We start from the raw sequence: 24068 nt of genomic DNA on the forward strand, positions 1-24068 counted from the left end.
CCGGCACCCGCAGGGGCGCGCGGTGACCCGGCGTGACGCCGACCACGCCCGGTCGTTGCAGGAGGCATGCGATCCCGCCTCGCGCCTGCCCTCGCGCTGCTCGCCCCGGTCGTGCTGCTGCTCCCCCTCGTCGCCGCGCCGACGGCCGTCGGCGACCCGCTCCTGCCCCCTCCGACACCGGCCGCTGCGACCGGTGGCGGCGCCACCGGCTCCCAGGGGTCGCTCATCGACGTCACCGCGACCCGCCGGCGTCCGCCGCTGCGGGTGCAGGTGCTGAGCAACCGCGCCGACCTGGTGAGCGCCGGCGACGTGCTGGTCGCCGTGGCGCTGCCGCCAGGCACCCCGGCGCACCGCGTGCGCGTCACCGCCGGACGTCGCGACGTGACCCGCGCCTTCGCGGTGCGCCGCGACGGGCGCTTCGTCGGCCTGGTCACCGGCCTGCGGCTGGGCCGCACGACGTTGCGCGCGACCGCGCCGGGCGTGCGTCCCGGCGAGGCGGTCGTCACCAACCACCGCAACGGCGGGCCGGTCTTCTCGGGCCCTCAGACCCGGCACTACCGCTGCCAGGAGACGGCTCGCGACGCGCTGTGCAACGAGCCTGCGCGCTACTCCTTCCTCTACCGCAGCACCGACCCGCTCGTGACCGACCTGCAGCCCTACGACCCGGCCGACCCCCCGAGCGACGTGGCCACGACGACCACCGACCAGGGCGTCGAGGTCCCCTTCGTGGTGCGCCGCGAGGACGGCTTCCAGGACCGCGACCGCTACACGATCCTCACCCTCTTCCGGCCCGGGCGTCGGTGGACCGCCTGGGCGCCGCAGCGCCAGTGGAACCGCAAGCTGCTCGTCACCCACGGCGGCGGCTGCGGCGCGTCGTACTCGCCGGGCAACCCGCCGCTGCAGGACTACTCCGGCACGCTCGAGTCGGTGCCGGGGGTCGAGCCGAGCTACGTCACCGCGCTCGGGCGCGGCTTCGCCGTGCTGTCGACCGCGCTCGACAACACCGGGCACAACTGCAACGTCGCGATGCAGGCCGAGTCGCTGATGATGGCGAAGGAGCGCCTCGTCGAGCGCTACGGCGAGCTGCGCTACACGATCGGCACGGGCTGCTCGGGCGGCTCGATCGCCCAGCACACCGTCGCCAACGCCTACCCCGGCATCTACCAGGGGCTGATCACGACGTGCTCCTACCCCGACACGCTCACGGCCGGGGCGCAGTTCGCCGACTACCACCTGCTGCGGCGCTACTTCGAGGACCCGTCGCGGTGGGCGCCGGGCGTGGTGTGGTCGCCGACCCAGATGGCGGCGGTCGAGGGGCACCTGACCCACGTCAACGCGGTCGTCGCCGACGAGGGCCTCTTCAAGGCGGCGCTCGACCCCGAGCACGACTGCGGCGGCACGCTCGCGCCGGTCGCGGGGGACCCGTCGACGCGCTACGACTCCGAGGTCAACCCCGGCGGGGTGCGCTGCTCGGTGCTCGACATCATGCTCAACCTCCTCGGGCCGCGCCCGGCGTCGGCGTGGGGGCCGCAGGAGGAGGCGGTCGGCCGCGGCTTCGCCGGGGTGCCCTTCGCCAACGACGGCGTCGTCTTCGGGCTCGAGGCGGCCGAGCAGGGGCTGATCACCACCGAGCAGCTCGTCGACCTCAACGAGCAGGTCGGTGGCCTCGACGTCGACCGGGTGCCGACGCCGGGGCGCACCCAGGGCGACCCGGCCTCGATCGTGCGGGCCTACCGCACCGGCCTCGTCAACCTGGCGAACCACCTCGACGAGGTCGCGATCCTCAACCACGGCGGCCCCGACCCGGGCATCGCCCACGACTACGCCCACGCCTTCTGGACCGAGGACCGGTTGCAGGCCGACCAGGGCCACACCGACAACCGGGTGATGTGGTTCGGGCCCACGCCGCTGATCGGCGACCCCCGCTGGGCCGGGGAGGCGCTGCTGGCGGTCGACCGGTGGCTCACCGCGGTGGAGGCCGACCGGTCCTCCCGCCCGCTCGCGGCCAAGGTCGTGGCGGGCCGGCCCGCCGACGTGACCGACCGCTGCCTCGGCGTGGCGGGGCTGGCCCAGGTGCCCGGTCCCGACGGGGAGCCGCTGTGCCGCTCGTCGTCGACCGACCTGCTGACCACCCGCCTGTCGACCCCGCGCGAGGTGGCGGGCGGTCCGCGGGCCAACGAGGTGCTCGCCTGCCGGCTCGTCCCGCTCGAGGCGTCGCTCCTCGACGGCCTGCCGCTGCCGCCGACCGAGGCGCAGCTCGACCGGCTGCGGTCCGCGCTGCCGCGCGGTGTGTGCGACTGGTCGGCGCCGGGTCGCGGCGAGCAGCCCGCGCGCACCTGGCTGCGCTACGACGCGGTCGGCGGGGGCGCGGCGTACGGCGGTCGCGAGCTGCCGCCTGCTCCTCCCCGGTCGGGCGGTGGCTGGGCGAGCCCCGCCTTCGCCCCCCTCCTGCGTCAGTAGCCGAGGGGTCGCCGACCCGACGAGGGGTCATCGGCGAGGGGTCGCCGACCCGACGAGGGGTCATCGGCGAGGGGTCACCGACCCGACGAGGGGCCACGCGCTGGCCAACGCGCGACCCCTCGGCGCCACCCCCACGCGCGACCCCTCGGCGCCACCCCCACGCGCGACCCCTCGGCGCCACCCCAACGCGCGACCCCTCGGCACGAGCCCCACGCGCGACCCCTCGGCCGTAGGCTCCGGCAGGTGAGCACGACGGACCCCACCCCTGCCCCCGCTGCGAGGGTGGCGGAGCACGTCGGGCGGGTCGCGCTGGGCCTCGCGCTGGTCGGCGCGGGCATCGGACACCTGACGACCCTGCGCGAGGAGTTCCGCGCGCAGGTGCCGTCGTGGGTGCCGCTCGAGGAGGACCTCGTGGTGGTCGGCTCGGGCGTCGTCGAGGTCGCCCTGGGCACGGCGTACGTCGTGCTGCCGCGGCACCGCCGGCTCCTCGGCGGGCTGCTCGCGGCGTTCTTCGTCGCGATCTTCCCGGGCAACGTCGCGCAGTGGGTCGAGGGTGTCGACGCCTTCGGCCTCGACACCGACGCGAAGCGGCTGGCGCGCCTGCCCTTCCAGCCGCTGCTCGTGCTCTGGGCGCTCTGGGGCGGCGGCTGGCTCCGGCGTCGGGGAGCCTGACGTGGCCGCCGGGGGTGAGCCGCAGGACCTCTCCGCCGTCGCCTGGCCGCTGCGCACCCCGCGGCTGCTGATCCGGCCGGCGCGTGCCGACGACGTCGCCGCGACCTACGCCTACCGCCGGCTGCCCGAGGTGCACCACTGGATCACCTACGCCGGCGAGGACCCCGACGACTACGCCGCGCGCTGGGTCCCGCCTGGCCGCCTCACCCGCACCCTCGTGGTCGAGCTGGCGGGCACGGACCACGGCAGCGCCGGCAGCGGCGGCAGCGACAGCAGCGACGGCCGGGGCACCACGGTGGTCGGCGACCTGATGGTCTCGGTCGACGACGCGTGGGGCCAGAGCGAGGTGGCCGAGCGCGCCGCGGGCACGGTGGCGGAGCTCGGTTGGGCCTTCGACCCCGCGCACACCGGCCGGGGCCTGGCCACCGAGGCGGTCGGCGAGCTGGTGCGCGCCTGCTTCGAGGACCTGGGGCTGCGCCGGGTGGTCGCGAGCTGCTTCGCCGCCAACACCGCCTCGTGGCGACTGATGGAGCGGCTCGGCATGCGGCGCGAGGTCGCGACCGTGCGCGACTCGCTGCACCGCAGCGGGGAGTGGCTCGACGGCGTCGGCTACGCCCTCCTGGCCGAGGAGTGGCGGGCCAGGAGGGCGTGACCGCCCGGGTGACCGGTCAGCGGCCGGCCAGCGGGGCGCGGAACGGGTCGGGCTCGATGCGCGCGTCGCGTCGGGCGTAGCCGCGCTGCTGCGCCGCGATCTCGTCGCCCGAGGCCACCGAGCGCTGCAGCGTGGTGGTCGTCAGCGCGCTGCTGCTGCCGGTGAGCGCCGTGCCGACGAGCGGGAGGTAGCCGGAGGCGTGGCCGGGCCGGTTGGGGTGGTAGCTCTCGCTGACGGGGTTGGACAGCCCGTTGAGCCACGCCACGTCGTCGCAGACGGCGTGGCCGGTGAACCGCGCGGTCGGGTCGGCGAAGGTGAAGCCGCGCGCGGTGGCCTCCTGCCGGGTCACGCTGTTGAGCAGGTCGGCGGTCTGGTTGAGGCGCGTCTGCTCGGCGGGGGAGAACCACGTGCCGGCGTTGCAGTCCTCGCCCATGAAGACGCGGGGGTAGCCCACGACGACGACCTTCGCGTAGGGCGCGCGGGTGCGGACCTGGGCGTAGAGGTTGCGCAGCGAGCCGGGCAGCGTGCTGCGGACGTAGGCCTGCGCCTGGTCGATCGCCCGGTCGCAGTCGCCCGCCCACCACGGCGTGGCGCACTCGGTGAGCACGTCGGCGAAGCCGGCGTCGTTGCCGCCGACCGAGACCGTGACGTAGGAGGTGGTGGCCGAGAGCGCGGAGAGCTGCGTGGCGGCGACGTCGGGCACGCGGGCGCCCGAGCACGCGCGGAAGTTGAGCGACCAGCCGCGCTGGGCCGCGAGCAGGCTGGGGTAGGCGTAGGTGGAGCGCTGGCACGACGTGCCGTCGGCGACGTAGCTGCGGGTGCCCGTGCCGGAGGCGTAGGAGTCGCCGAGCGCGACGTAGGACGGCGTCGCCGCGGCCGCGGGGGCGGCCGTGGGGTCGGCGGCGACGACGGCGCCGCCTGCGGCGGCGAGAGCGACGAGGGTGGTCAGCACACCGACGAGGCGGCGTGCGGGGGTGCGAGTGGTCATGTGCGATCTCCCGAGACAGGTGCCACACCGTTGTGGCCCGCGTCACGGTAGGGGTGGGCGCCGACACCCGCCAGACCCCCCAGCGGGGTGGGCCTCGCGACGCGCGCGGGTGGCCCTGGTCGTGCGACAGTGCGGCATGACCAGCCTGAGCCGGACGCGTGTGCTCGCCCTCGTGCAGGCGGGCGGTGCGGGCAGCCGGATGGACGTCCTGACCCGCGAGCGCGCCAAGCCGACCCTGCCCTTCGCCGGCGTCTACCAGCTCGTCGACTTCCCGCTGTCCAACCTCGCGCACAGCGGGGTCACCGACGTGTGGGTGTCGGTCTCCTTCCAGGGCTCGTCGATGGAGGAGCAGGTCGCCAACGGTCGGCCGTGGGAGCTCGACCGCACCCGCGGCGGGCTGCGGCTGCTGATGCCGCAGGAGGGCACCGGCGGCCTCGACGAGGAGGGCTTCGCGCGCGGCAACGCCGACGAGCTCTACCGCCGGCGCAGGCAGGTCGCGGCCGCCGGGGCCGACGTGCTGCTGGTGATGAGCGCCGACCACGTCTACCGCTACGACTTCCGCGACCTCGTCGAGGCCCACCTCGACTCCGGCGCCGAGTGCACGGTCCTGACGACCGAGCGCCCCCTCGACCAGGCCGGCGACCACGCGACGGTCGAGACCGACGAGGGCGGCGGGACCGGCCGCATCACCCGCGTCGAGGCCAAGCCAGAGGAGCCGCGCACCACCTGGGTCGCCGCCGAGGTCGTGGCCTACGACCCCGCGGCGCTGGTCGAGGTCGTCGAGGAGCTGCACCGCGAGCTCGGCGCCGACGCCGACGCGGGCGACTCCGGCCTCGGCGACTTCGCCGAGCACCTGCTGCCGCGCTTCGCCGAGCGCGGCCGGGCCCGCGCGCTGCCCCTGCCCGGCTTCTGGCGCGACCTCGGTCGACCGTCGCGCTACCTCGCCGCCCACCGCGAGGTGCTCGACGGCGACCTCGGGGTGCTCGACCAGCCGGGGTGGCCCGTGCTCACCCAGCAGCCGCAGCGCGGAGCCGCCCGGCTGCGCGCCGGGGCCGAGGTGGTCGACTCCATGGTCGGGCCGGGAGCCGAGGTCGCCGGGCGGGTGGTGCGCAGCGTCCTCGGGCCCGGCGTACGCGTCGCCGCGGGCGCCGAGGTCCACGACAGCGTCCTCTTCACGGGCGTGGTCGTCGAGGCCGGCGCCCGGGTCCACGGCAGCGTGGTCGACCGCGGCACGTCGATCGGTCGCGACGCCGTCGTCGGCTCCCCCGACGCCGACCTCGAGGTCGACGAGGGCGTCACGCTCCTGGGCCGCGACTGCCGGGTCGGCGCGGGTGCGCACGTCCCGGCCGGCGCCCGGCTCGAGCCCGGCTCGAGCGCCTGAGCCCGGTCGCCCCCCGGGGGAGGCGCCGGCGCCCACCGAGCGCCTAGGGTCGGCCGCGAGCCGTCCGCAGACCGTCCGCAGCAGCAGAAGGAGACACCGTGACCTCCCACGACGCCGACCTCCAGGCAGCCGTCGACGCGACCTCGGTCGTCCACGACACCGGTGAGCAGGAGGACCTGGTCGAGGCCCTGCGCGAGGCGCTCGCCGAGCGCGACGTCGAGACCTCGGACGAGGAGTGGCTGCGCCGCACGGTCGAGGGCATCAAGGCCGACCGCAACTACGTCATCGACTCCGAGCCCTCCGACTTCGTGCCGCGGCGCGACCGCGAGGGCAGCTGACCCTCCTGCGCGTGCGCCCGGTCAGCGCACGACGTCGTAGACCAGCTTGAGCACACCGTTGGCGTAGGTCTCGCTCTCGACGACGCGCAGCTTCTCCAGGTCCTTGTCGGCCTCGCTCCACATCCGCTTCCCGGCGCCGAGCAGGATCGGGAAGACGAGCAGGTGGTAGCGGTCGACCAGGCCCGCGTCGGCGAGAGCGGCGCCGAGCGTCGCGCTGCCGTGCACGAGCAGCGGCCCGCCGTCGGTCTCCTTCAGCCGGGCGACGTCGTCGACCGAGCGCAGGACGGTCGCCGGCCAGCGCTCGTCGTCGTGCTCGAGCGTGGTCGAGACGACCCACCGCGGCAGCGCGTTGTAGCGCTCGAACTCCGCCGGTGACGACGACCTGGCGCACGGGTGGGCTCCTCAGCGGTGGGTGCGGTGGCTGCAGCGTCCGGCTGCACGGTGGGTGACGGTACGACGGGTCCGACCGTCGGCGGTCGGCGGACTCATCGCTGCGGGCCCACCCGGCGTCCCGGCACCCCCAGGGGTGAGGAGGTCCGGTGCGGGTACCGGCCGCGCATGCTGACCTCCGCAGCCCTCAAGGGCGCCGCTGCCGGCGCCGTGGGCGTCACCGTCATGACCCTGGGCGAGAAGCTCGAGCAGCGCCTGACCGGACGCCCGACTCCTACGTGCCCGGCCGCACCTTCCTCGCCCTCACCCGCCACCGCCAGCCCGACGGCGCGCAGCCGTTCCTGGCCAACCAGACGATCCACTGGAGCCAGGGGTTGATGCTCGGCGCGCTGCGCGGCCTGTGGTCGGAGGTGGGCATGCGCGGGCCGGTGTGGACCGGCGTGCACACCGTCGTGCGGCTCGCGCTCGACCAGACGCTGGAGAACACCTCCCGCGTGGGGGCACCGCCCGCGTCCTGGCCGCGCCAGGAGCTCACCGTCGACCTGCTGCACAAGGGCGTCTACTCCGCCGTCACCGGCTTCCTCTGTGACCGGGTCGTGCGGGAGCAGCCGCGCCCGCTGCCCGGCGCCGTCAGCCACTGACCGCCGGCCTCCGCGGCGCGCGGGCCTCAGCGCCGGGTGGTGGCGCCGACGATGGCCGCCGCGGCGTCGCCGACCGGCGCGTCCCCGCCGAGCACGCCGGCGAGGTTCGTCAGCCGCAGCACCAGACGGGTCTGCTCGCCCGCGCCGGCCAGGCGCAGTGCGCCGCCCGCGCGCCGCAGGTCGCGGAACGCGGCGGTGAGGGCACCGAGCGCCGTCGAGTCCACGAAGCCGACGCCGGACACGTCCACCACCACCCGGTGCCCGGTCGCGGCCGAGCGCGCGCAGGCCTCGTCCAGCGCGCGGCGCAGCGGTCCGGCGACCGCGAGGTCGAGCGCGCCGTGCAGGCTCAGCACGGTCACGTCGCCCCCAGGCGTCGCGAGCACGGTGCAGCTGCCGAGGGCAGCGGGGGCGGCGAGAGCGGCGGCGACGGACGGGGCGTCGGCGGTGTCGGCGGTCATGGGGCCTCGGGGGTTCGGGGTCCGGGAGGGACGAGCGGGGGGTGCCTCCATGGTGGGACCTTGGTCCCGCCCGGACCGGGACCTCCGGCTGATCTTGAGGAAGCGCCCAGGGTGCGGTCCAGACCGCGTGCCCTGCCTACCCTGGCGCGGTGACCCCGCCCGCACCCGGCGCCGAGCTGAGCGCCGACGAGCTCCGCGCGGTGCAGGCGGGCGCGCTCGCGAAGGTCGACCGCTGGTGCCGCGAGCACGGGGTGCCCTACTACCTCGCCTACGGCACCCTCCTCGGCGCGGTGCGCCACGGCGGCCCGATCCCGTGGGACGACGACGTCGACGTGATGCTGCCGCGCGCGGCGTACGACCGGCTCGTCCGCGAGCTCGCGGCCGACGGCCCGCCCTGGCTGAGCGTGTCGACCTCGCCGCAGCGTCCGGAGTGGCCGCTGCCCTACGCGAAGGTGTGCGACGACCGCACCACGCTGGTCGAGGCCCTCGCCGACCCGGTCGCGATGGGCGTCAACGTCGACGTCTTCCCGTTGGACGCGGTGCCGGCGGGGCGCGCGCGGCGCCGCACCCAGGCGGCGGCACTGCGCTTCCTGCGCTGGGCGGTCGAGCTGCACTACGTCGACGGCGTGCGGGCCCGCGGCTGGCACGGTCCGGTGGCGCTGCGCGTGGCGCGCCCCCTGCTCCGGCTGCTGCCGGTGCGGGTGCTGGTCGGGGCGACGACGTGGGTGGCCGCCCACCCGGGCCGGCCGTCGGGCCGTCTCGGCGTCCGGGTCGGGTCCTTCGACTGGTCGGTCCCGGCCGCGGCCCTCGGCGAGCCGGTCGAGGTGGACTTCGCCGGGCTGCGGTGCCTCGCCCCGGCCGACGCCGACGCGGTCCTCACGACGCTGTACGGCGACTACCGCACGCCGCCGCCCGCGCACCAGCAGGTGAGCCACCACGCCTTCACCGCACGCTGGCGCTGACCGGACCCACCTCCGGACCGGCGCCGGGGCCCGGGCCCGGACGGTGCGCTCCCCCACCCGTGCGGGCGGTGCCCGGCCACCAGGCGTGGCTAGCGTCGCAGCACCGACGAGCGACGGAGTGGCACATCGGGACCAGCATCAGCAGGCGCGGTCTGCTCAGCACCGCAGCGGCCGTGACGGCCGGCGGGTGGCTCAGCGGCTGCGCCGGCCTGACCGGGGGCGGCAGCGGTGGCGGGGGCGGTGGCCGTCCCGGCACGCTGTCGGTCATCACCTGGGCCTCCGACGCCGAGGCGGCGGTCTTCCGCGACCTCGCCGACCGGTTCGGCTCCGAGAACGACGTCACCGTCGACCTGCAGGTCATCCCCTTCGAGGAGGTGCAGACGACGGTCGACGCGCAGCTGCAGGCGGGCGACCCGCCCGACGTCTTCCGGGTCACCTACACCGACCTCGGGCGCTACAGCACGACCGGGCAGCTGCTCGACGTCACGCCCTACGTCGACGACGCCGCGGCCTTCATCCCGGCCTTCTGGCAGGCCGTGCAGACCGACGGCACGCCCTACGGCGTGCCGCACCACACCGACACCACCGCGATCGTCTACCGGCCCGACCTCCTGCAGCCGGCCGGCATCACCGTGCCCACCTCCCTGGACGAGGCGTGGAGCTGGGAGGAGTTCGCCGAGGTCTCCGACGCGCTCAAGGCCTCGCTGCCGCAGGGGGTCTTCCCGTTCGTCTACGACTGGCAGCAGTTCGGCGCCTACCGCTGGCTGACCTGGCTCTTCGAGGCCGGCGGCCGGCTGCTCGACGACGACCTGGCCACCGCCGTCGTGCAGAGCCCGGAAGGCCTGAAGGCGCTGGAGTTCACGCAGCGGTTCTTCACCGAGCAGTGGGTGCCGCGCAACACCTCGGTGAAGTCCACGACCTACCCCGACGCCGCCTTCATCGGCGAGCGCACCGCGATGGCCTTCGTCGGCGACTTCCTGCTGCCGGGCATCGAGGCCGAGGTCGACTTCGACTACCAGGCGACGTTCCAGCCGCGCGACGTGCGCGCGTCGAGCGACCTGGGCGGCAACGCGCTGGTCGCGACCGCGGAGAGCGCCAACGCCGAGCTGGCTGGGGAGTTCCTGCGCTTCATGGTCACCGAGGACGCGATGACGGAGTGGTGCGCGCGCACCACCGAGCTGCCGACGCTGCAGTCGCTGGTCGGCCAGGACCTCGGCTACGAGGTGCGACCCGACCTGATGCCGGTCTTCGTCGAGCAGGCCACCACGCTGACCGAGGAGGACGTCGCCCAGGTGACGGTGCCGGCCTTCTCGCAGGTCAACACCGTGCTGCTCGACCAGCTCGAGCTGGCCTTCCTCGGCGACCAGTCGGCCGAGGACACCCTGGCCGCGATCGCCGAGGGCGTCGACGCGGCGATCGCCGGCTAGGTGGCGAGCGAGGTCGGGGTGGGCGCCGCTCGGGTCGCCCGCCGCGGGGGCACCGGCACCGGGCGCACCCGGCGCACCCGGCGCTCGCGCAGCACCGCCTTCTCGTGGGCGATGGCCGGGCCCAACACCGCGGTCGTCGCGCTCTTCCTGCTGCTGCCGCTCGGCTGGGCGGTGTGGCTGAGCTTCCGCGACGCCGGCACCTTCGGGCCGACCCGATTCACCGGCCTCGAGAACTACCGCCGGATGTTCTCCGACGAGGTGTTCTGGCAGGCCGTGGTCAACACCGCGGTCTTCACGCTCGCCACCGTCCCGACCTCGATCCTCCTCGGCCTGGGCCTCGCCGTGCTCCTCGACAGCGCGCTGCCCGCGCAGCGGGTGTGGCGCACGGTCATCTACCTGCCGATCGTCCTCTCGGGTCTGGCCACCGCGCTGATCGGCTCGCTGCTCTTCGAGCAGAGCATCGGCATCGTCAACAAGCTGCTCGCGGCCGTGGGCGTCACCGGGCCCGACTGGCAGACCGACGGCGCGTGGGCGATGGCCTCGCTGGTGCTGGTGACGGTCTGGGTGCGCGTCGGCTTCTCGATGGTCATCTACCTCGCCGGGCTGCAGGACGTGCCGCGCGACCTCTACGAGGCGGCCCGCCTCGACGGCGCGGGCGCGTGGCAGCAGTTCCGGCAGGTCACGGTGCCGCTGGTGCGCCCCACGACCTTCTTCCTGGTCGTCCTCAACGTCATCTACTCCTTCCAGGTCTTCGACCTCGTCTACGCCATGACCAACGGCGGGCCCGGCTTCGCGACCACCACGCTGCCGTTCTTCGCCTACCAGTACGGCTTCGAGCAGCGCCAGCAGGGCTACGGCTCCGCGATCGGGCTCGTGCTCTTCCTCGTCGTGCTCGCCTTCACCGCGCTGCAGTGGCGCGGCCAGCGCGGCGCCGTCCAGGGAGGTGCGTGATGGCCGCGCGCGACGGCGTACGCCCGTCCCGGCCGCCGCGGGTGCGCCTTGGGCTGCTGGCGCGCACCGTCGTGGCCGCGCTCGCGGCGCTGGTGGTCTTCGTGCCGATGTACTCCATGGTGGTCATCGCCTTCTCCCCGCGGCGCGACGTCTTCGACCGCGAGCTGCGCCTGCTGCCGTCGTCGTGGACGACCGAGAACTTCCGCGAGCTGTTCGCCGACTACCCGGTGTGGCTGTGGATGGGGAACTCGTTCACCGTCGCGGCGCTGACGACGGTGCTGACCGTCGCGCTGAACCTCTCCGCCGGCTACGCCTTCGCCAAGACCCGCTTCCGCGGCGACACCCTCGTCTTCCTGCTGCTGCTCTCCACGCTGATGATCCCGCTGCAGGCCGTGGTGATCCCGCAGTTCCGGCTGGTGTCCGAGCTCGGCATCTACGGCACCTTCTGGGCGGTGATCCTGCCCGGCGCGGCCTCGGCCTTCGGCATCTTCCTGGCCCGCCAGTTCATGACCGCCATCCCCGACGAGCTGCTCGAGGCGGCCCGCATCGACGGGGCCGGGGAGCTCGCGATCTTCTTCCGGATCGTCCTGCCGCTGTGCCGGCCGCTGATCGCGGTGCTGACGCTGCTGACCTTCATGTACCACTGGAACGACTTCCTGTGGCCGCTCATCGCGCTCAAGGAGCGCGAGCTGTACAGGCTGCCGGTGGCGCTGGGCTTCCTCAACGGGCAGTACGAGACCAACTACGGCGGCGTCATGGCCGCCACGCTGGTCAGCTCGATCCCGATGGTGGTGCTGTTCCTGCTCTTCCAGCGCTCCTTCGTCGCCGGCTTCGCGCGCTCCGGCATCCGCTGAGGCGGCGGCGCCGGGTGCGAGACTGCCCGGGTGGACCCCGACCCGGCCGACCCGCGCTACTCCCTGGCCAACGAGCGGACCTTCCTGGCGTGGATCCGCACCGCGCTCGGGCTGCTCGCCGGCACGGCCGCCCTGCTCGCGGTCGACCTGCCCTGGCCCGAGGCCGCCGTGGAGGTCCTCGCCTGCCTGCTCGCCGCGGTCGCCGCCCTCGCCGCCGGCCTCGCGTGGGACCGGTGGCGGCGCGTCGAGGCCGCGATCGCCGCAGGCCGGCCCGCCCCGCCACCGCGTGCGCACGTGGTGCTGGCGCTGGCGGTCGTCGGCGTGGCGGTGGCCGCGATCGTGCTGACGCTGGCCTGAGGCTCACCGCCGCGGCGGCAGCGGCACCCGGTCGAGGTCGCGCGCGGCGTGCACGTCACCGTGGTGGCGGCCCGCCTCGAGCGCGAAGACGTCGGTGCCGGGGTGGCGCGCCGAGAAGTGCATGAGCACCAGTCGCCGCGCCCCGGCGTCGGACGCGAGGCGGCCCGCCTGGTCGGCGGTGAGGTGGGCGTAGCGCTCGGCGAGCTCGGCCTCGTCCGCCAGGTAGGTCGACTCGGTCACCAGCAGGTCGACGCCGCGGGCGAGCGCGGCGACGCCGTCGCAGACCCGGGTGTCCATCACGAAGGCGAAGGCCTGCCCGGGTCGAGGGGTGCTGACCTCGTCGAGCCGGACGACGCCGTGCGGGGTCGTCACGGAGCCGTCGCGCACCAGCCGCCCGACGGCGGGCCCGGCGAGGCCGCGCGCGGCCAGCCGTTCCGGGAGCAGCCGCACGCCGTCGTCCTCCTGCACCCGCCACCCGAGCGCGGGCACGCGGTGGTCGAGGGGCGCGGCGAGCAGCCGCAGGCCGCCCCAGCGGTCGACCACCTCCGGCTCGGGCCCGCCGACGGTGACCGGGTGCTCGCGGACCTCGGGGAGCACCGCGGTGGCGGTCGAGCGGCGCAGGCGGTCGACGTACGCCTGTCCCGCGGCGGGGTAGTAGAGGTCGACGGGGGCGGTGGTGCCGTCGTGCAGCCGGCGCTGGAGCACGCCGGGCAGGCCCAGGCAGTGGTCGCCATGCAGGTGGGTGAGGCAGATGCGGGTGACGCTGGCGGCGGAGACGCCCGCGAGCGTGAGCTGGCGCTGCGTGCCCTCGCCCGGGTCGAGCAGCACGACCTCGTCGTCCCACAACAGCACGGCGCCGGGGTGGGCGCGGTCGCGGGTCGGCACCGCCGAGGAGGTGCCGAGGACGACCAGCTCGCGGCGGCTCACCTGAGGTCCCTCCCGAGGCGTGCCACCGCGCGGCCCTCAGGCCCGGCGGTGGGCGTCGAGCGCGGCGCGGAGGCGCATGGCCACCTCCGCGGCGTCGGGCAGCGAGACGAGCAGCTCGTCGACCCGCTGCCCTGCGAGCGCGACCCGCACCGCCGGCACGCCGCGGCGCACCGAGACCACGCAGCGGTGGCCCCGCTGCCGGCGCCAGGTGCCGAGCCTGCGGCCGGGCACTGCCAGGCCGGGGGCGCGCAGCCCGGCGACCGCGGCGACCGCGTCGGCCTCGACACGGACGTCGGTCACGGCGCTGAGGGGGACCTCGAGGTCGCGCAGCAGTCCCCCCACCTTCTCGGCGCGGGTGAGCCGGAGGGTCAGCGAGCCGGACGCGGTCTCGAGGGTGGCCATGCCGGCATCCTCCCAGGGCTCACGCCCCGACCGGCGCGCCCACCCGCTCGAGGTGACGCTGCGCCGCCCGGGCGGCCGGGTGCGCGACCACCGCGGCGGCGACCCCGATGGCGGCGATGACCACCCAGCCCGGGGTGCCCCACTCGAGCGCGAGGTAGGTGAACAGCGCCGGGAAGACCAGCGGCTCGACCTGGTAGCCCAGGCCCCACACGCCCTGGTAGTCACCGAGGCGGCGGTGGTCGGAGAGCTCGGAGGTGAGACCCCAGTCGGCGGCGGACTGCCACAGCTCGGCGCCGGTGATTGTGATGTGTCCCGCCCAGATCAGCACGATCGAGACCCAGCCGACGGTGTCGTGCGTGACGGCGATGACCGCGCACGAGACGACGAAGGCCCAGCCCGACCACCGCACGGCCCGCAGCGACCCCTGCACCGAGTCGGCGACCCGCGAGGCGCGCACGGTGAGCAGCACGGCGAGCACGGTGTTGGTGCCGAAGAGCCACGCCAGCAGCACCGGCGGGGCGTCGGTGCGCTCGACCAGCCACAGCGGCACCACGACGTTGAGGAGCACCTGGTTCGAGGCGAGCACGCCGTTGCAGGCGGACAGCACGACGAAGCCGGTGTTGCGCCAGGCCGCGGGCGAGGCGGCGATGCCGTCCTCGACGGTGTCGACGTGCACGGTGCGGCTCACCGACGGCAGCACGAGCGCGATCATGACCGCGTTGACGACCAGCAGCACGCCGGTCAGCAGCGGCACGAGGCGCACCGCGTCGGTCCCGAGGCCGAGCGCGACGCCGGCCGCGCCGGCGCCCAGGGTGTAGCCGACGTTGCGGGCGGCGCGCATGTAGGCCAGCGCGCGGACCCGCACCTCGCGCGGGAAGACCGTGATGCGGTAGACGTTGCGCGCGTTGCGCCCGGCGGTCTCGAAGACCGCGAGGACCGACAGCATCGCGACGAAGCCGACCATGCCGCCGATGAGCGGCCACGCGAAGTAGAGGGCCGCCTCCACCGCCGACGCGACCACCCAGAGCGTCTTCGCGCCCACCCGGTCGGCGAGCCGTCCCGCGGGCAGCTGCAGCAGCAGCGCGACGGCGGCGGAGGCCGAGAGGCCGAGGCCGACCTGCGCTCCGGACAGGCCGACGACCTGGGTGAAGAAGACGGCGGTGCCGGTGAGGAACGAGCCGGTCGCGAAGGCCGACAGCACGCACTGCACCGCCAGGTCGCGCTCGAGCCCCGACTGCGGGAGCGCGCCGCTCCACCACCTGGTCCGCACGACCGCTCCCCCGTGTCTCTCGACGTCGAGACATCCTCGCCCGTGGGGTGCGTCCGGGTCCAGCCGGTTCCGCGCGCGCCCGGTCGCGCACGTACCGCCCGGTGGGTCGGGCCGGCCGGGCGGCGTCAGAGCGTCAGGGCGCGGTTGACCCAGGTCGAGGCGACCTCCATGCCGACGCGTTCGTAGAGCCCGCGCGCACCCGCGCGGGTGTCGGTGGAGAGGTAGCAGCGCTCGGCTCCGTGGGCCCGGGCGAGCCCGAAGGCGTCGACCAGCATCGCCGGGGCCAGCCCCCGTCCGCGGTGGTCGGGGCGCACGGCGACCTTCGCGACGTACGCCGCGTCGCCCGCGAGGTGCACGTGCGTCGCGCCGACGAGGGTGCCGTCGGGGGCGTGGAGGAGGCGCAGGTTCCACGGCTCGGCACCGGGTCGCCCCCAGACCCGCGCACCGAAGTCGTCGAGGGACACCCGCGCGCGGTCGGACCACTCGAGGAAGCAGTCCTCGAGCAAGGTCCAGGCGGCCTCGTGGTCGGCGGGCGCCGCGTCGCGCAGGGCGTAGCCCTCGGGCAGCGGCCGGGCCTCGAGCTCGCGGCCGGGCGGGAGCTCGAGGTCCCACGCCGTCCAGCGCAGCGCGTAGCCGTGGTCGCGCATGAAGCGGTCCGCCGCGCTGCCCTCCGGCACCTGGGTGCCGATGCGCGTCGCACCGGCCGCCCGGGCGGTGGCCTGCAGCCACGCCGCGAGCGCAGTGCCGATGCCGCGACCCTGGTACGCCGGGAGCACGGCGGTGTAGACGACGTCGCCGCCGCTGTGGTCGGCGTAGGCGACGAGCAGGTCGCCGTCGAGGACACCGACCGTGCTGGCGGTGATGTCGTAGCTCGGGCGCTGCCAGTCGGACAGCACGTCCTCGAGGGTCATCTCGGCCTCGCCGAGGTCGGCGACCTCCTCCGCCGCGATCGCGGCGTGCACCGCTTCGGCGTCGGCGAGGGTCAGTGGGCGGCTGGTGAGGCCGGCCGGCAGGCCGGTCAGCGGGCGAGGCGTGGTGGCGGCGGGGCCGGCTGCCGTCGTGGGAGTCATGGCAGGAGTGTGGGTGACAGGCCGTGCGGCCCGCTCGCGGTTTTCCGGTGCCCGGGCCGGTCGGACCTCAGAAGACGCCCTCGGGGTCCCGGGTCCAGGGGTAGTGGTCGATCCGGCTGTCGAGCCGCAGGTCGAGCACGTCGAGGGTCAGCAGGTCGGGAAGGTCCTCGCGCGCGCCGGTCACGAGCCGCAGCTCGACCAGTCGACCCGAGCGCGGTGCCGCTCGCCATGCGATGCCCGCACAGGCAGTCCCGCCGGGCGGGAGCACGAGGGGCTCGTCCGGCCTGCCGGCCACCGGGGTCGCGGTGACCCGCAGCGTCCCGCGGCGCCCTGACGCGGTCTCCCCCGTGAGCACCGGTTGCTTCAGCACGACCTCCCGCGTCGTGCAGTTGCGTGCGTCGACCCGGAGGAAGCGCCGGCCCAGGGCGCTGTCGACGACGCCGTGGCCCACGGCGACCGCGTCGCCGCTGCGGCACACAGGCGCGACAGGCGTCGGCGGGCTGGCGAGCGGCGCCTGCGGCACGGGCAGGGCCGGCGTCGGGGACGGGCGTACGCCGGCTGCTGCCGGACCCGGGTCGGCGGCTCGGTCCCCGCTGCGGGCCTCCCCGCACCCGCCGAGAACGGCCAACGCGCAGACGGCCGCGACCACGGCCGCCGTGCGACGCCACCGCCCTGTGCGCCTCAGCATCCCCCCACCCCCACGTCGCCCATCAGACCACGGCTCGTCGGCCGACGGTCGAGGCGTCGGGGAGGGCCAGCGCCCCGAGGTGGGCGATGTGCCCGGCGCGGTCGGTGCACGTCGTCAGGCGACCGCGGACCACGAGTGACGCGTACGGCACGGGCCGGCGGTCCGCGAGGCGTGCCCCACGCGTCACTCGATCGCCGACTCTGCGGCGCGATCTGTCGCTGACTCGACCAGGTCCGCGTCGAGGCCCGGGTCGAGGACCGGCCACGCGTAGGCGACCAGGAACTCCACCGCCAGCAGCAGCGGCACCCCGCTGCGACGCTCCCACCGCCCCACCCGACTCATGCCCGCACTCTGGCGCAGACCACGGCGCCGGCCTCGACCGCGCGCACTCGAGCCCTCGCGAGGCAGGCCTCCGCGCGGTCACGCATCACACGGTCGCGGCCTCGTCAGTGCGCCATGTCGACGAAGCGGCTGTAGTGGCCCTGGAAGGCCACGACGATGTCTCGAGTAGGTCCGTTGCGATGCTTCGCCACGATCAGGTCGGCCTCGCCCGGCCGCGTCGACTCCTTCTCGTAGACGTCGTCGCGGTGCAGCAGGATCACCATGTCCGCGTCCTGCTCCAGGGACCCGGACTCGCGCAGGTCGCTCATCATCGGGCGCTTGTCGCCGCGCTGCTCGGGGCCACGGTTCAGCTGGCTCAACGCGATGACGGGCAATTCGAGCTCCTTGGCGAGGAGCTTGATGTTGCGCGAGAACTCCGAGACCTCGAGCTGACGCGACTCGACCTTCTTGCCCGAGCTCATCAGCTGCATGTAGTCGATGACGATCAGCTTGAGGTCGTGCTTCTGCTTGAGCCGCCGCGCCTTCGCGCGGATCTCCATCATCGTCATGTTGGGGCTGTCGTCGATGAACATCGGCGCCGAGGAGACCTCGCCCATCTTGCGCGCGAGCTTGGCCCAGTCGTCGTCGTTCATCTGCCCGGTGCGGATGTGGTTGAGCGGCACCTTCGCCTCGGCCGAGAGCAGGCGCATGAGGATCTCGGAGCGGTTCATCTCCAGCGAGAAGAAGACGCTGGTCATGTTGTGGTGGATCGACGCGGCGCGGCAGAAGTCGAGGGCCAGCGTCGACTTGCCCATGGCAGGGCGCGCCGCGACGATGATCATCTGGCCGGAGTGCAGGCCGTTGGTGAGGTCGTCGAGGTCGGCGAAGCCGGTGGGCACGCCGTAGAGCCCGGCCTCGCGGTTGCCGATGGCCTCGATCTCGTCGAGGACGCCCTCCATGATGTCGCTCAGCGGGGCGTAGTCCTCGCTGGAGCGCTTCTCGGTGATCTTGTAGACCTCGGCCTGCGCCTCGTCGACGACGTCGTCGACGACGCCCTCGCCGGCGTAGCCCATCTGCACGATCTTGGTGCCGGCCTCGACGAGGCGGCGCAGGATCGCCTTCTCACGCACGATCTCGGCGTAGTAGCCCGCGTTGGCGGCGATCGGCACGTTGGCCGACAGGGTGTGGAGGTAGGGCGCGCCGCCGACGCGCTGCAGCTCGCCGCGCCGCTGCAGCTCGGCGGCGACCGTGATCGGGTCGGCCGGCTCGCTGCGGCCGTAGAGGTCGACGATCGCGTCGTGGACCAGCTCGTGGGCCGGACGGTAGAAGTCGGTGCCGCGCAGCACCTCGGAGACCTCGGCGATCGCGTCCTTCGAGATCAGCATCGAGCCGAGGACCGATTGCTCCGCCGCCATGTCCTGCGGCGGGGTGCGGTCGCCGGGCCCGCTGCGCGGGGCCTCGCCGGGCGCGAACGTCGCCGGCCCGTCGTCCCACTCCGCCGGCGGCTCGGTGTCGAACAACCCGGTCGAGCTCATCGCGCTCCCTCCTGCCGGACCCGCTCAGGGCCCGTCCCGACGACGCCTCTGACGCTAGGACGCGCCACCGACACCCGGCCCGGCACCGAGGCCGACCCCAGGGCCGGCACGGGCACCGGTGCCACCGTCCGCCCCACGCGGACGAGCGACCGTACGTCGCCCGGCAGGCGCCCGGACAGCACCTTGTCCACAGCCCCCTGTGGAGAACTCCCCGCACCCGTGGACGACACGCCACCGGGGTGTGCACAGCCTGGGGAGCACGTTGTGGACGACCGGGAGTCCAATGTCGAGAAATGGGCTGTGACCTGGGGAAATGCTCCTCCCCACCTGTGCACGAGGAGAAAGTCCGGGCGAGTCGTCACCGTGTTGGCCGGCGACCCAGCGGCCCTGTGGTGGCTTTGTCGACACGGCGCGTCAGCATCGACATCCACAGCCGGACCCGCATTACCCACAGGTCGCGCCGCTGTCAAAGGGTAGGCCTCGAGTCACCCCCACGTGGCCGAGTGGTCCTTACCCGGGTCTAGACTCCCGGCGGTGCCCACCCCCGCCGCCACCCGGGCCGAGCGCCGCGCTCAGGACCGCGAGATCGTGCGGCTCGCGGTGCCGGCCTTCCTCGCCCTCGTCGCCGAGCCGCTCTTCCTCCTCGCCGACGCGGCGTTCCTCGGGCGGGTCGGCACCACCGAGCTCGCCGGCCTCGGCATCGCCGCCGCCGTGCTGCAGACCGTGGTCGGCCTGTGCGTCTTCCTCGCCTACGGCACGACGGCCGCGGTGGCGCGCCGGCTGGGCGCCGGGGACACCCGCGGCGCCCTCGCCCTGGGCGTCGACGGCCTGTGGCTCGCCGTCCTGGTCGGCACCCTCGTGACGGCCGTCGGCATCCCGCTCACCGGTCCCTTGGTCGCCGCCTTCGACCCGGGCGAGGCGGTCGCCGCCGAGGCCGTCACCTACCTGCGCATCGCGTGGCTCGGCACGGTCCCGCTGCTGGTGCTCCTCGCCGCCACCGGCGTGCTGCGCGGTCTGCAGGACACGCGCACCCCGCTGGTGGTCGCCGTGGGCGGCAACGCCCTCAACGTCGTGCTCAACGCGCTGCTCGTCTTCGGCCTCGGCCCGCTCCCCGCGCTCGGCATCGCGGGCTCCGCGGTCGGCAGCGTCCTCGCCCAGGTCGCCATGGCCCTCGCCGTGACGGTCGTGGTCGTGCGCGGCGCCCGCCGCGCCGGTGCCCCGCTCACCCCCGACCGCCGCGGCATCCGCGCCGCCGGCCGCGCAGGCGTGCCGCTGGTGGTGCGGACCCTCACCTTGCGCGCGGCCCTGCTCGTCACGACGTACGCCGCGACACTCGCGGCCACCTCGGGCCCCGGCGACGGCGCGCCCGGGATCGCCGCGCACCAGCTCGCGCTCACGCTGTGGAGCTTCCTGGCCTTCGTGCTCGACGCCGTCGCCATCGCGGCCCAAGCCCTCACCGGCCGCTCCCTCGGCGCCGGCGACGTCGCCGGCACCCGCGCCACCACCGCGCGGATGGTGCGCTGGGGCCTGGCCAGCGGCGCCGTCACCGCGGTCGCCCTGGCCGCGGCCGCGCCCGTCCTCGGCCCCGTCTTCTCCCCCGACGAGGCCGTCCACGACCTGCTGTGGCCGCTGCTCCTCGTCGCCGCGCTCGGTCAGCCCCTCGCCGGCGTCGTCTTCGTGCTCGACGGGGTGCTGATCGGCGCCGGCGACGGCCGCTACCTCGCCTGGGGCGGCGTCGTCACCCTGGTGCTGCACGCGCCCGTCGTGCTGCTCGTCGCGGCCGCGGGTGGCGGCCTGGTCGGGGTGTGGGTCGCCCTGGTGGGCGTCTTCATGGGGGCGCGCGCCGTCGTGCTGCTGCGCCGAGCCCGCGGCGACGCCTGGCTGGTCACCGGCCCTACCATCACCGCGTGACCCCCCTGCAGCAGATCGCCGTCGGCCTGCTGCTGGTCGTGCTCGACAGCACCACCGCCTACGACACGCTGCCGGACCCCGTCGGCTGGGTGCTGGTCCTGCTCGCCGTGGCGCTCCTGCCCGAGCGTCGGCGCGGCGCCCCGCTGGCGGTGGGTGCCGTCGCCGCCGTCGCCGCGACGGCCACCTACCTGCCCGCGGCCCGCGCAGCCGTCGCCGACGCCGACGCCTCCCTCGAGTGGGCCTTCCTGCTCGTGCCCGACCTCGCCTTCGCCTGGGTGCTCTGCCGTGCCCTCGCCGCGACCGCCGGCGACGCGGGTGACCTGCGCAGCGCCGCGTGGCTGCGCATCACCGGCACCGTCCTGCTCATCCTCGCCCTGGCCCCGGTCCCGTTCCTGGCCACGGACCGCGCGGTGCCGGGCGACCTCGGCTTCGTGCTCCAGCTGACCTGGCTGCTGGTCGTCGTCCTGCTCTTCGCCTACCACCGGCGGCCCTGGGCCCCGCCGCGCCGCGGCCGGGCCGTCCAGATGCCCGGTTCCGGCCCGGAAGCGCCTGCTTCGTCGTAGCCTCAGCACGATCCGGGCCTCGGGCACCCGGTCGTCGACACCCGGGGAGCACACACGCATGCGCACGACCACCACCCGCCGTACGTCCGTCCGCCGCGCCGCGGCCGCCACCGGGCTCGTCGTGCTCGGCGGCCTGCTGCCCGCCCTCGCGATCGCCGCACCGGCGCAGGCCGCGCAGGAGTGCACCGACGAGACACCCGAGGTGTTCCTCGGCGTCGAGACCGGTCGCTGCGACGACGTCACGCCGCCGCAGACCACCCTGCAGCCCGTCGCGCCCGCCCCCAACGCCGCGGGCTGGCTGCGCACCCCCGACGTCACCCTGACGTTCGGCTCCGACATCGTCAGCACCCGGGACGAGACCGACCAGGGCGTCGTCACCTTCCAGTGCCGCCTGACCGGCCCGAGCCAGGCCCACGGCTGGCAGGCCTGCACCAGCCCGCGCACCTACACCGGCCTGGCGGACAGCCCGGCGGGCAGCTACGCCTTCTCCGTGCGTGCGCTCGACTCCGACGACCACGACACGACCCCGCTCAGCACCGACCCCGACGGCACGCTCTACCCCGCGGGCGGGCCGCTCGCGCCCCTCGGCCAGCCGGCCTACCCCGCCGAGGCCGTGGCCGACTTCGACGCCACCCCCGCCACCACGTCGTGGCGCATCGACACCCGCGCGCCCGTCGGCCTGCTCTTCGGCGCCCCGGTCGACGCCTTCACCCCCGACGAGCCGGTGCTCCCCTCGCAGGTGCTCGCGCTGACGCTGCGCGCCAACGAGACCGGCGCCACCTTCACCTGCCTGCTCGACGACCGGTCCGTGCCCTGCGCCGCGGGCCGCAACACCTTCGGGCCCCTGCGACCCGGCGCCCACACCTTCCGGGCCGCGCTGGTCGACCCGGCGGGCAACGTCGGCTCGGGCGACCTCGAGACCGCCTTCTGGTCGGCCCACGACCTGCTCGGCACCCGCGCCCAGCGCGCACGCTGGAAGGTGCGCCGAGACCCGGCCGCCGTCGGCGGGTCCTACCTCGAGACCACCACCCGCGGTGCACTGCTGACCGTGCCCGCGCGCCGCCTGGGCGAGCTGCGCCTCATCGCGCGCACCGGCCCCGGCGCCGGCAAGGTGCGGGTCCGCGTCGGGCGGGCCCGCTGGACCACCTACGACCTCAGCAGCACCGCGGCCGAGGCGCAGGACCTCGCGCAGTTCCAGGTGCGCGGCCCCTTCCGGGCGCGCACCACCGGCACCGTGCAGGTGCAGGTCACCAGCTCGGGCAAGCCGGTGCGCGTCGACGGGCTGGTCCTGCGCTGACCGAGCGCCGACCTGCTGCCTGGCCCGGCACCTGACCAGGCTCCTCGTCCTGGACACGCAGCGAGGCCCGCCCCCCGACGGGGAGCGGGCCTCGCTGCTGTGCTGGGTGGCTCAGCCGGGGACGACGTTGAGCGCCACGGTGGCGGAGACGTCCTCGTGCAGCTTGACGACCACCTGGTGGGCGCCGAGCGAGCGGATGGGCTGGTCGACCACGATCGTGCGCTTGTCGACCGACGCACCGGTCGTCGCGGTGATCGCCTCGGCGATGTCGGCGACCGACACCGAGCCGAAGAGGCGACCGCCCTGGCCGGCGCGCACGGTCACGTTGACGGTCTGGCCCTGCAGCGCGCCCTGGAGCTGCTCTGCGTGGCCGAGGTCGCGGACCGCCCGCGAGGAGCGCGCAGCCTTGATCGAGTCGACGGTCTTCTGGCCGCCGCGGGTCCAGCGGGTCGCGAGACCGCGGGGGACGAGGTAGTTGCGGCCGTAGCCGTCCTTGACCTCGACCACGTCGCCGGGGGCACCGAGGCCGGTGACCTCCTGGGTCAGGATGAGCTTCATGTCTCCCGCCTTCCTCAGCGACCGGTGGAGGTGTAGGGCAGCAGGGCGACCTCGCGGGCGTTTTTGACCGCGGTCGCGACGTCGCGCTGGTGCTGCACGCAGTTGCCGGTCACGCGACGCGCGCGGATCTTGCCGCGGTCGGAGATGAACTTGCGGAGCAGGGTGGTGTCCTTGTAGTCGACACCGGTCGCCTTCTCCTTGCAGAACTGGCAAACCTTCTTCTTCGGCTTGCGCATCACTGCCTTGGCCATTGTGGTGCTTCCTCTCTCGAAGCCCGGCGAGCGCCGGAATGGTTCAGGGGATGGGTGGTGGGTGGTGCTGCGGTCCGCCGGGACCCGGCGGACCGGACGATCAGAAGGGCGGCTCGTCCGAGCCGACGCCCGGGGCACCCCAGGGGTCGTTGCTCGGCGCGCCGCCACCGCCCGAGGGCGGAGCGGGGGTGGCCCACGGGTCGTTGTCGCCGCCGGACTGCTGCCCGCCGCCGTAGCCGCCCTGCTGGCCGCCGCCCTGGCCGCCCTGGCCGCCGCCGTAGCCGCCGCCCCCGCCACCCTGCCGGCTGGCACGGGTGACCTTGGCGGTGGCGTACTTCAGCGAGGGACCGACCTCCTCGACCTCGATCTCGAAGACCGTGCGCTTCTCGCCCTCGCGGGTCTCGTAGCTGCGGGACTTCAAGCGGCCCTGGACGACGACGCGCATGCCGCGCTGCAGCGACTCCGCGACGTTCTCCGCGGCCTGGCGCCACACCGAGCACGACAGGAAGAGGGCCTCGCCGTCCTTCCACTCGTTGCTCTGGCGGTCGAAGGTGCGCGGCGTCGAGGCGATCCGGAAGTTCGCCACGGCCGCACCCGAGGGGGTGAAGCGCAGCTCCGGGTCGTCCACGAGGTTGCCGACGACGGTGATGACGGTCTCGCCTGCCATGGGGTGGCTCCTAGGGGTGGTCTCGCTGGTCTGGGTCCTGCGTGGTCGCGCTCATCGTCGCCGTTGGCGCCGACATC

27 protein-coding genes are annotated in these 24068 nt (G+C 74.9%); 14 read left to right on the plus strand and 13 right to left on the minus strand.

What is annotated here, in order from left to right; translation table 11 throughout:
• The first annotated feature begins 66 nt into the window (after positions 1-66).
• The 3 genes from BJ989_RS02090 to BJ989_RS02100 all read left to right on the plus strand — a co-directional run bounded on the left by BJ989_RS02090 (position 67) and on the right by BJ989_RS02100 (position 3784).
• Complete coding sequence (locus BJ989_RS02090; RefSeq protein ID WP_179516802.1) at positions 67-2460, plus strand: DUF6351 family protein; 2394 nt, start codon at positions 67-69, stop codon at positions 2458-2460.
• Positions 2461-2703: 243 nt separating this feature from the next.
• A complete protein-coding gene (locus BJ989_RS02095; RefSeq protein WP_179516803.1) occupies positions 2704-3132 on the plus strand; it encodes a DoxX family protein in 429 nt (142 codons plus the stop codon).
• Between the two features lies 1 nt (position 3133).
• The gene (locus BJ989_RS02100; protein WP_343049011.1) at positions 3134-3784 is read left to right on the plus strand and encodes a GNAT family N-acetyltransferase; all 651 of its coding nucleotides are present in this window, start codon (positions 3134-3136) and stop codon (positions 3782-3784) included.
• 16 nt (positions 3785-3800) lie between these two features.
• Here BJ989_RS02100 and BJ989_RS02105 read toward each other — a convergent pair whose 3' ends face one another.
• Complete coding sequence (locus tag BJ989_RS02105) at positions 3801-4772, minus strand: SGNH/GDSL hydrolase family protein (RefSeq protein ID WP_179516804.1); 972 nt, start codon at positions 4770-4772, stop codon at positions 3801-3803.
• A 136-nt stretch (positions 4773-4908) separates the two neighbouring features.
• On the opposite strand from BJ989_RS02105, the gene BJ989_RS02110 reads away from it, so the two are divergent.
• Together BJ989_RS02110 and BJ989_RS02115 are read left to right on the plus strand one after the other, a co-directional pair.
• Positions 4909-6153: a glucose-1-phosphate adenylyltransferase family protein gene (locus BJ989_RS02110; protein ID WP_179516805.1), complete on the plus strand. Its 1245-nt coding sequence runs from the start codon at positions 4909-4911 to the stop codon at positions 6151-6153.
• 98 nt (positions 6154-6251) lie between these two features.
• Complete coding sequence (locus BJ989_RS02115; protein ID WP_179516806.1) at positions 6252-6491, plus strand: hypothetical protein; 240 nt, start codon at positions 6252-6254, stop codon at positions 6489-6491.
• Positions 6492-6512: 21 nt separating this feature from the next.
• Here the strand turns inward: BJ989_RS02115 and BJ989_RS02120 are convergent, their stop codons facing one another.
• Entirely contained in the window at positions 6513-6836 is a 324-nt protein-coding gene (locus tag BJ989_RS02120; RefSeq protein ID WP_179519296.1) for a dihydrofolate reductase family protein, read from the minus strand.
• 323 nt (positions 6837-7159) lie between these two features.
• On the opposite strand from BJ989_RS02120, the gene BJ989_RS02125 reads away from it, so the two are divergent.
• On the plus strand, positions 7160-7522 hold the full coding sequence (locus BJ989_RS02125; protein WP_218848674.1) for a hypothetical protein: 363 nt from the start codon (positions 7160-7162) through the stop codon (positions 7520-7522).
• Between the two features lie 26 nt (positions 7523-7548).
• On the opposite strand, the gene BJ989_RS02130 is transcribed toward BJ989_RS02125, so the two are convergent.
• Positions 7549-7980, minus strand: coding sequence for an STAS domain-containing protein (locus BJ989_RS02130; RefSeq protein ID WP_179516807.1), 432 nt, complete (start codon positions 7978-7980; stop codon positions 7549-7551).
• A 149-nt stretch (positions 7981-8129) separates the two neighbouring features.
• On the opposite strand from BJ989_RS02130, the gene BJ989_RS02135 reads away from it, so the two are divergent.
• From BJ989_RS02135 to BJ989_RS02155, 5 genes are all read left to right on the plus strand, one after another.
• Positions 8130-8942: a LicD family protein gene (locus tag BJ989_RS02135; protein ID WP_179516808.1), complete on the plus strand. Its 813-nt coding sequence runs from the start codon at positions 8130-8132 to the stop codon at positions 8940-8942.
• A 173-nt stretch (positions 8943-9115) separates the two neighbouring features.
• Positions 9116-10369 (plus strand): extracellular solute-binding protein, encoded by a 1254-nt coding sequence (locus BJ989_RS02140; protein WP_179516809.1) that lies wholly within the window; start codon positions 9116-9118, stop codon positions 10367-10369.
• Positions 10370-11320 (plus strand): ABC transporter permease subunit, encoded by a 951-nt coding sequence (locus BJ989_RS02145; protein ID WP_218848676.1) that lies wholly within the window; start codon positions 10370-10372, stop codon positions 11318-11320. It begins immediately after the preceding gene.
• On the plus strand, positions 11320-12174 hold the full coding sequence (locus BJ989_RS02150; RefSeq protein ID WP_179516810.1) for a carbohydrate ABC transporter permease: 855 nt from the start codon (positions 11320-11322) through the stop codon (positions 12172-12174). The genes BJ989_RS02145 and BJ989_RS02150 overlap by 1 nt, the downstream gene beginning before the upstream one ends.
• Positions 12175-12204: 30 nt before the next feature.
• Entirely contained in the window at positions 12205-12531 is a 327-nt protein-coding gene (locus BJ989_RS02155; RefSeq protein ID WP_179516811.1) for a DUF202 domain-containing protein, read from the plus strand.
• 3 nt (positions 12532-12534) lie between these two features.
• On the opposite strand, the gene BJ989_RS02160 is transcribed toward BJ989_RS02155, so the two are convergent.
• From BJ989_RS02160 to dnaB, 7 genes are all read right to left on the minus strand, one after another.
• Positions 12535-13458: an MBL fold metallo-hydrolase gene (locus BJ989_RS02160; protein WP_179516812.1), complete on the minus strand. Its 924-nt coding sequence runs from the start codon at positions 13456-13458 to the stop codon at positions 12535-12537.
• Between the two features lie 36 nt (positions 13459-13494).
• Positions 13495-13860 (minus strand): hypothetical protein, encoded by a 366-nt coding sequence (locus BJ989_RS02165; RefSeq protein ID WP_179516813.1) that lies wholly within the window; start codon positions 13858-13860, stop codon positions 13495-13497.
• A gap of 19 nt (positions 13861-13879) precedes the next feature.
• Positions 13880-15130, minus strand: a complete 1251-nt coding sequence (locus BJ989_RS02170; RefSeq protein ID WP_179516814.1) for an MFS transporter — start codon at positions 15128-15130, stop codon at positions 13880-13882.
• Positions 15131-15255: 125 nt separating this feature from the next.
• Positions 15256-16200 (minus strand): GNAT family N-acetyltransferase, encoded by a 945-nt coding sequence (locus tag BJ989_RS02175; RefSeq protein ID WP_179516815.1) that lies wholly within the window; start codon positions 16198-16200, stop codon positions 15256-15258.
• A 67-nt stretch (positions 16201-16267) separates the two neighbouring features.
• Complete coding sequence (locus tag BJ989_RS02180; protein WP_179516816.1) at positions 16268-16651, minus strand: DUF4232 domain-containing protein; 384 nt, start codon at positions 16649-16651, stop codon at positions 16268-16270.
• 420 nt (positions 16652-17071) lie between these two features.
• Positions 17072-17230, minus strand: a complete 159-nt coding sequence (locus tag BJ989_RS02185; RefSeq protein WP_179516817.1) for a hypothetical protein — start codon at positions 17228-17230, stop codon at positions 17072-17074.
• Between the two features lie 104 nt (positions 17231-17334).
• Entirely contained in the window at positions 17335-18744 is a 1410-nt protein-coding gene (gene dnaB, locus BJ989_RS02190; RefSeq protein ID WP_179516818.1) for a replicative DNA helicase, read from the minus strand.
• A 534-nt stretch (positions 18745-19278) separates the two neighbouring features.
• On the opposite strand from dnaB, the gene BJ989_RS02195 reads away from it, so the two are divergent.
• The 3 genes from BJ989_RS02195 to BJ989_RS02205 are packed head-to-tail and all read left to right on the plus strand — an operon-like array spanning position 19279 to position 22515.
• Complete coding sequence (locus BJ989_RS02195; RefSeq protein WP_179516819.1) at positions 19279-20655, plus strand: MATE family efflux transporter; 1377 nt, start codon at positions 19279-19281, stop codon at positions 20653-20655.
• On the plus strand, positions 20652-21218 hold the full coding sequence (locus BJ989_RS02200) for a hypothetical protein (protein ID WP_179516820.1): 567 nt from the start codon (positions 20652-20654) through the stop codon (positions 21216-21218). The genes BJ989_RS02195 and BJ989_RS02200 overlap by 4 nt, the downstream gene beginning before the upstream one ends.
• Before the next feature lie 58 nt (positions 21219-21276).
• Positions 21277-22515, plus strand: a complete 1239-nt coding sequence (locus BJ989_RS02205; RefSeq protein WP_179516821.1) for a hypothetical protein — start codon at positions 21277-21279, stop codon at positions 22513-22515.
• Between the two features lie 111 nt (positions 22516-22626).
• Here the strand turns inward: BJ989_RS02205 and rplI are convergent, their stop codons facing one another.
• From rplI to BJ989_RS02220, 3 genes are all read right to left on the minus strand, one after another.
• Positions 22627-23073 carry a 50S ribosomal protein L9 gene (gene rplI, locus BJ989_RS02210; RefSeq protein ID WP_179516822.1) on the minus strand — a complete coding sequence of 149 codons (447 nt, stop codon included), beginning with the start codon at positions 23071-23073 and terminating at the stop codon, positions 22627-22629.
• A gap of 14 nt (positions 23074-23087) precedes the next feature.
• Positions 23088-23324, minus strand: coding sequence for a 30S ribosomal protein S18 (rpsR, locus tag BJ989_RS02215; RefSeq protein WP_154612378.1), 237 nt, complete (start codon positions 23322-23324; stop codon positions 23088-23090).
• Positions 23325-23424: 100 nt separating this feature from the next.
• Positions 23425-23991: a single-stranded DNA-binding protein gene (locus BJ989_RS02220; protein WP_179516823.1), complete on the minus strand. Its 567-nt coding sequence runs from the start codon at positions 23989-23991 to the stop codon at positions 23425-23427.
• Positions 23992-24068 lie beyond the last annotated feature (77 nt).

The organism is Nocardioides perillae (assembly GCF_013409425.1).
GTDB lineage: Bacteria > Actinomycetota > Actinomycetes > Propionibacteriales > Nocardioidaceae > Nocardioides > Nocardioides perillae.

Excerpts from the sequence above, each read along its gene's own strand:
- BJ989_RS02220 (WP_179516823.1), bottom strand. The coding sequence starts at position 23,991 with ATGGCAGGCGAGACCGTCATCACCGTCGTCGGCAACCTCGTGGACGAC.
- dnaB (WP_179516818.1), bottom strand. The coding sequence starts at position 18,744 with ATGAGCTCGACCGGGTTGTTCGACACCGAGCCGCCGGCGGAGTGGGAC.
- rplI (WP_179516822.1), bottom strand. The coding sequence starts at position 23,073 with ATGAAGCTCATCCTGACCCAGGAGGTCACCGGCCTCGGTGCCCCCGGC.
- rpsR (WP_154612378.1), bottom strand. The coding sequence starts at position 23,324 with ATGGCCAAGGCAGTGATGCGCAAGCCGAAGAAGAAGGTTTGCCAGTTC.
- BJ989_RS02150 (WP_179516810.1), top strand. The coding sequence starts at position 11,320 with ATGGCCGCGCGCGACGGCGTACGCCCGTCCCGGCCGCCGCGGGTGCGC.
- BJ989_RS02175 (WP_179516815.1), bottom strand. The coding sequence starts at position 16,200 with ATGACTCCCACGACGGCAGCCGGCCCCGCCGCCACCACGCCTCGCCCG.
- BJ989_RS02110 (WP_179516805.1), top strand. The coding sequence starts at position 4,909 with ATGACCAGCCTGAGCCGGACGCGTGTGCTCGCCCTCGTGCAGGCGGGC.
- BJ989_RS02105 (WP_179516804.1), bottom strand. The coding sequence starts at position 4,772 with ATGACCACTCGCACCCCCGCACGCCGCCTCGTCGGTGTGCTGACCACC.
- BJ989_RS02205 (WP_179516821.1), top strand. The coding sequence starts at position 21,277 with ATGCGCACGACCACCACCCGCCGTACGTCCGTCCGCCGCGCCGCGGCC.
- BJ989_RS02185 (WP_179516817.1), bottom strand. The coding sequence starts at position 17,230 with ATGAGTCGGGTGGGGCGGTGGGAGCGTCGCAGCGGGGTGCCGCTGCTG.
- BJ989_RS02165 (WP_179516813.1), bottom strand. The coding sequence starts at position 13,860 with ATGGCCACCCTCGAGACCGCGTCCGGCTCGCTGACCCTCCGGCTCACC.
- BJ989_RS02130 (WP_179516807.1), bottom strand. The coding sequence starts at position 7,980 with ATGACCGCCGACACCGCCGACGCCCCGTCCGTCGCCGCCGCTCTCGCC.
- BJ989_RS02090 (WP_179516802.1), top strand. The coding sequence starts at position 67 with ATGCGATCCCGCCTCGCGCCTGCCCTCGCGCTGCTCGCCCCGGTCGTG.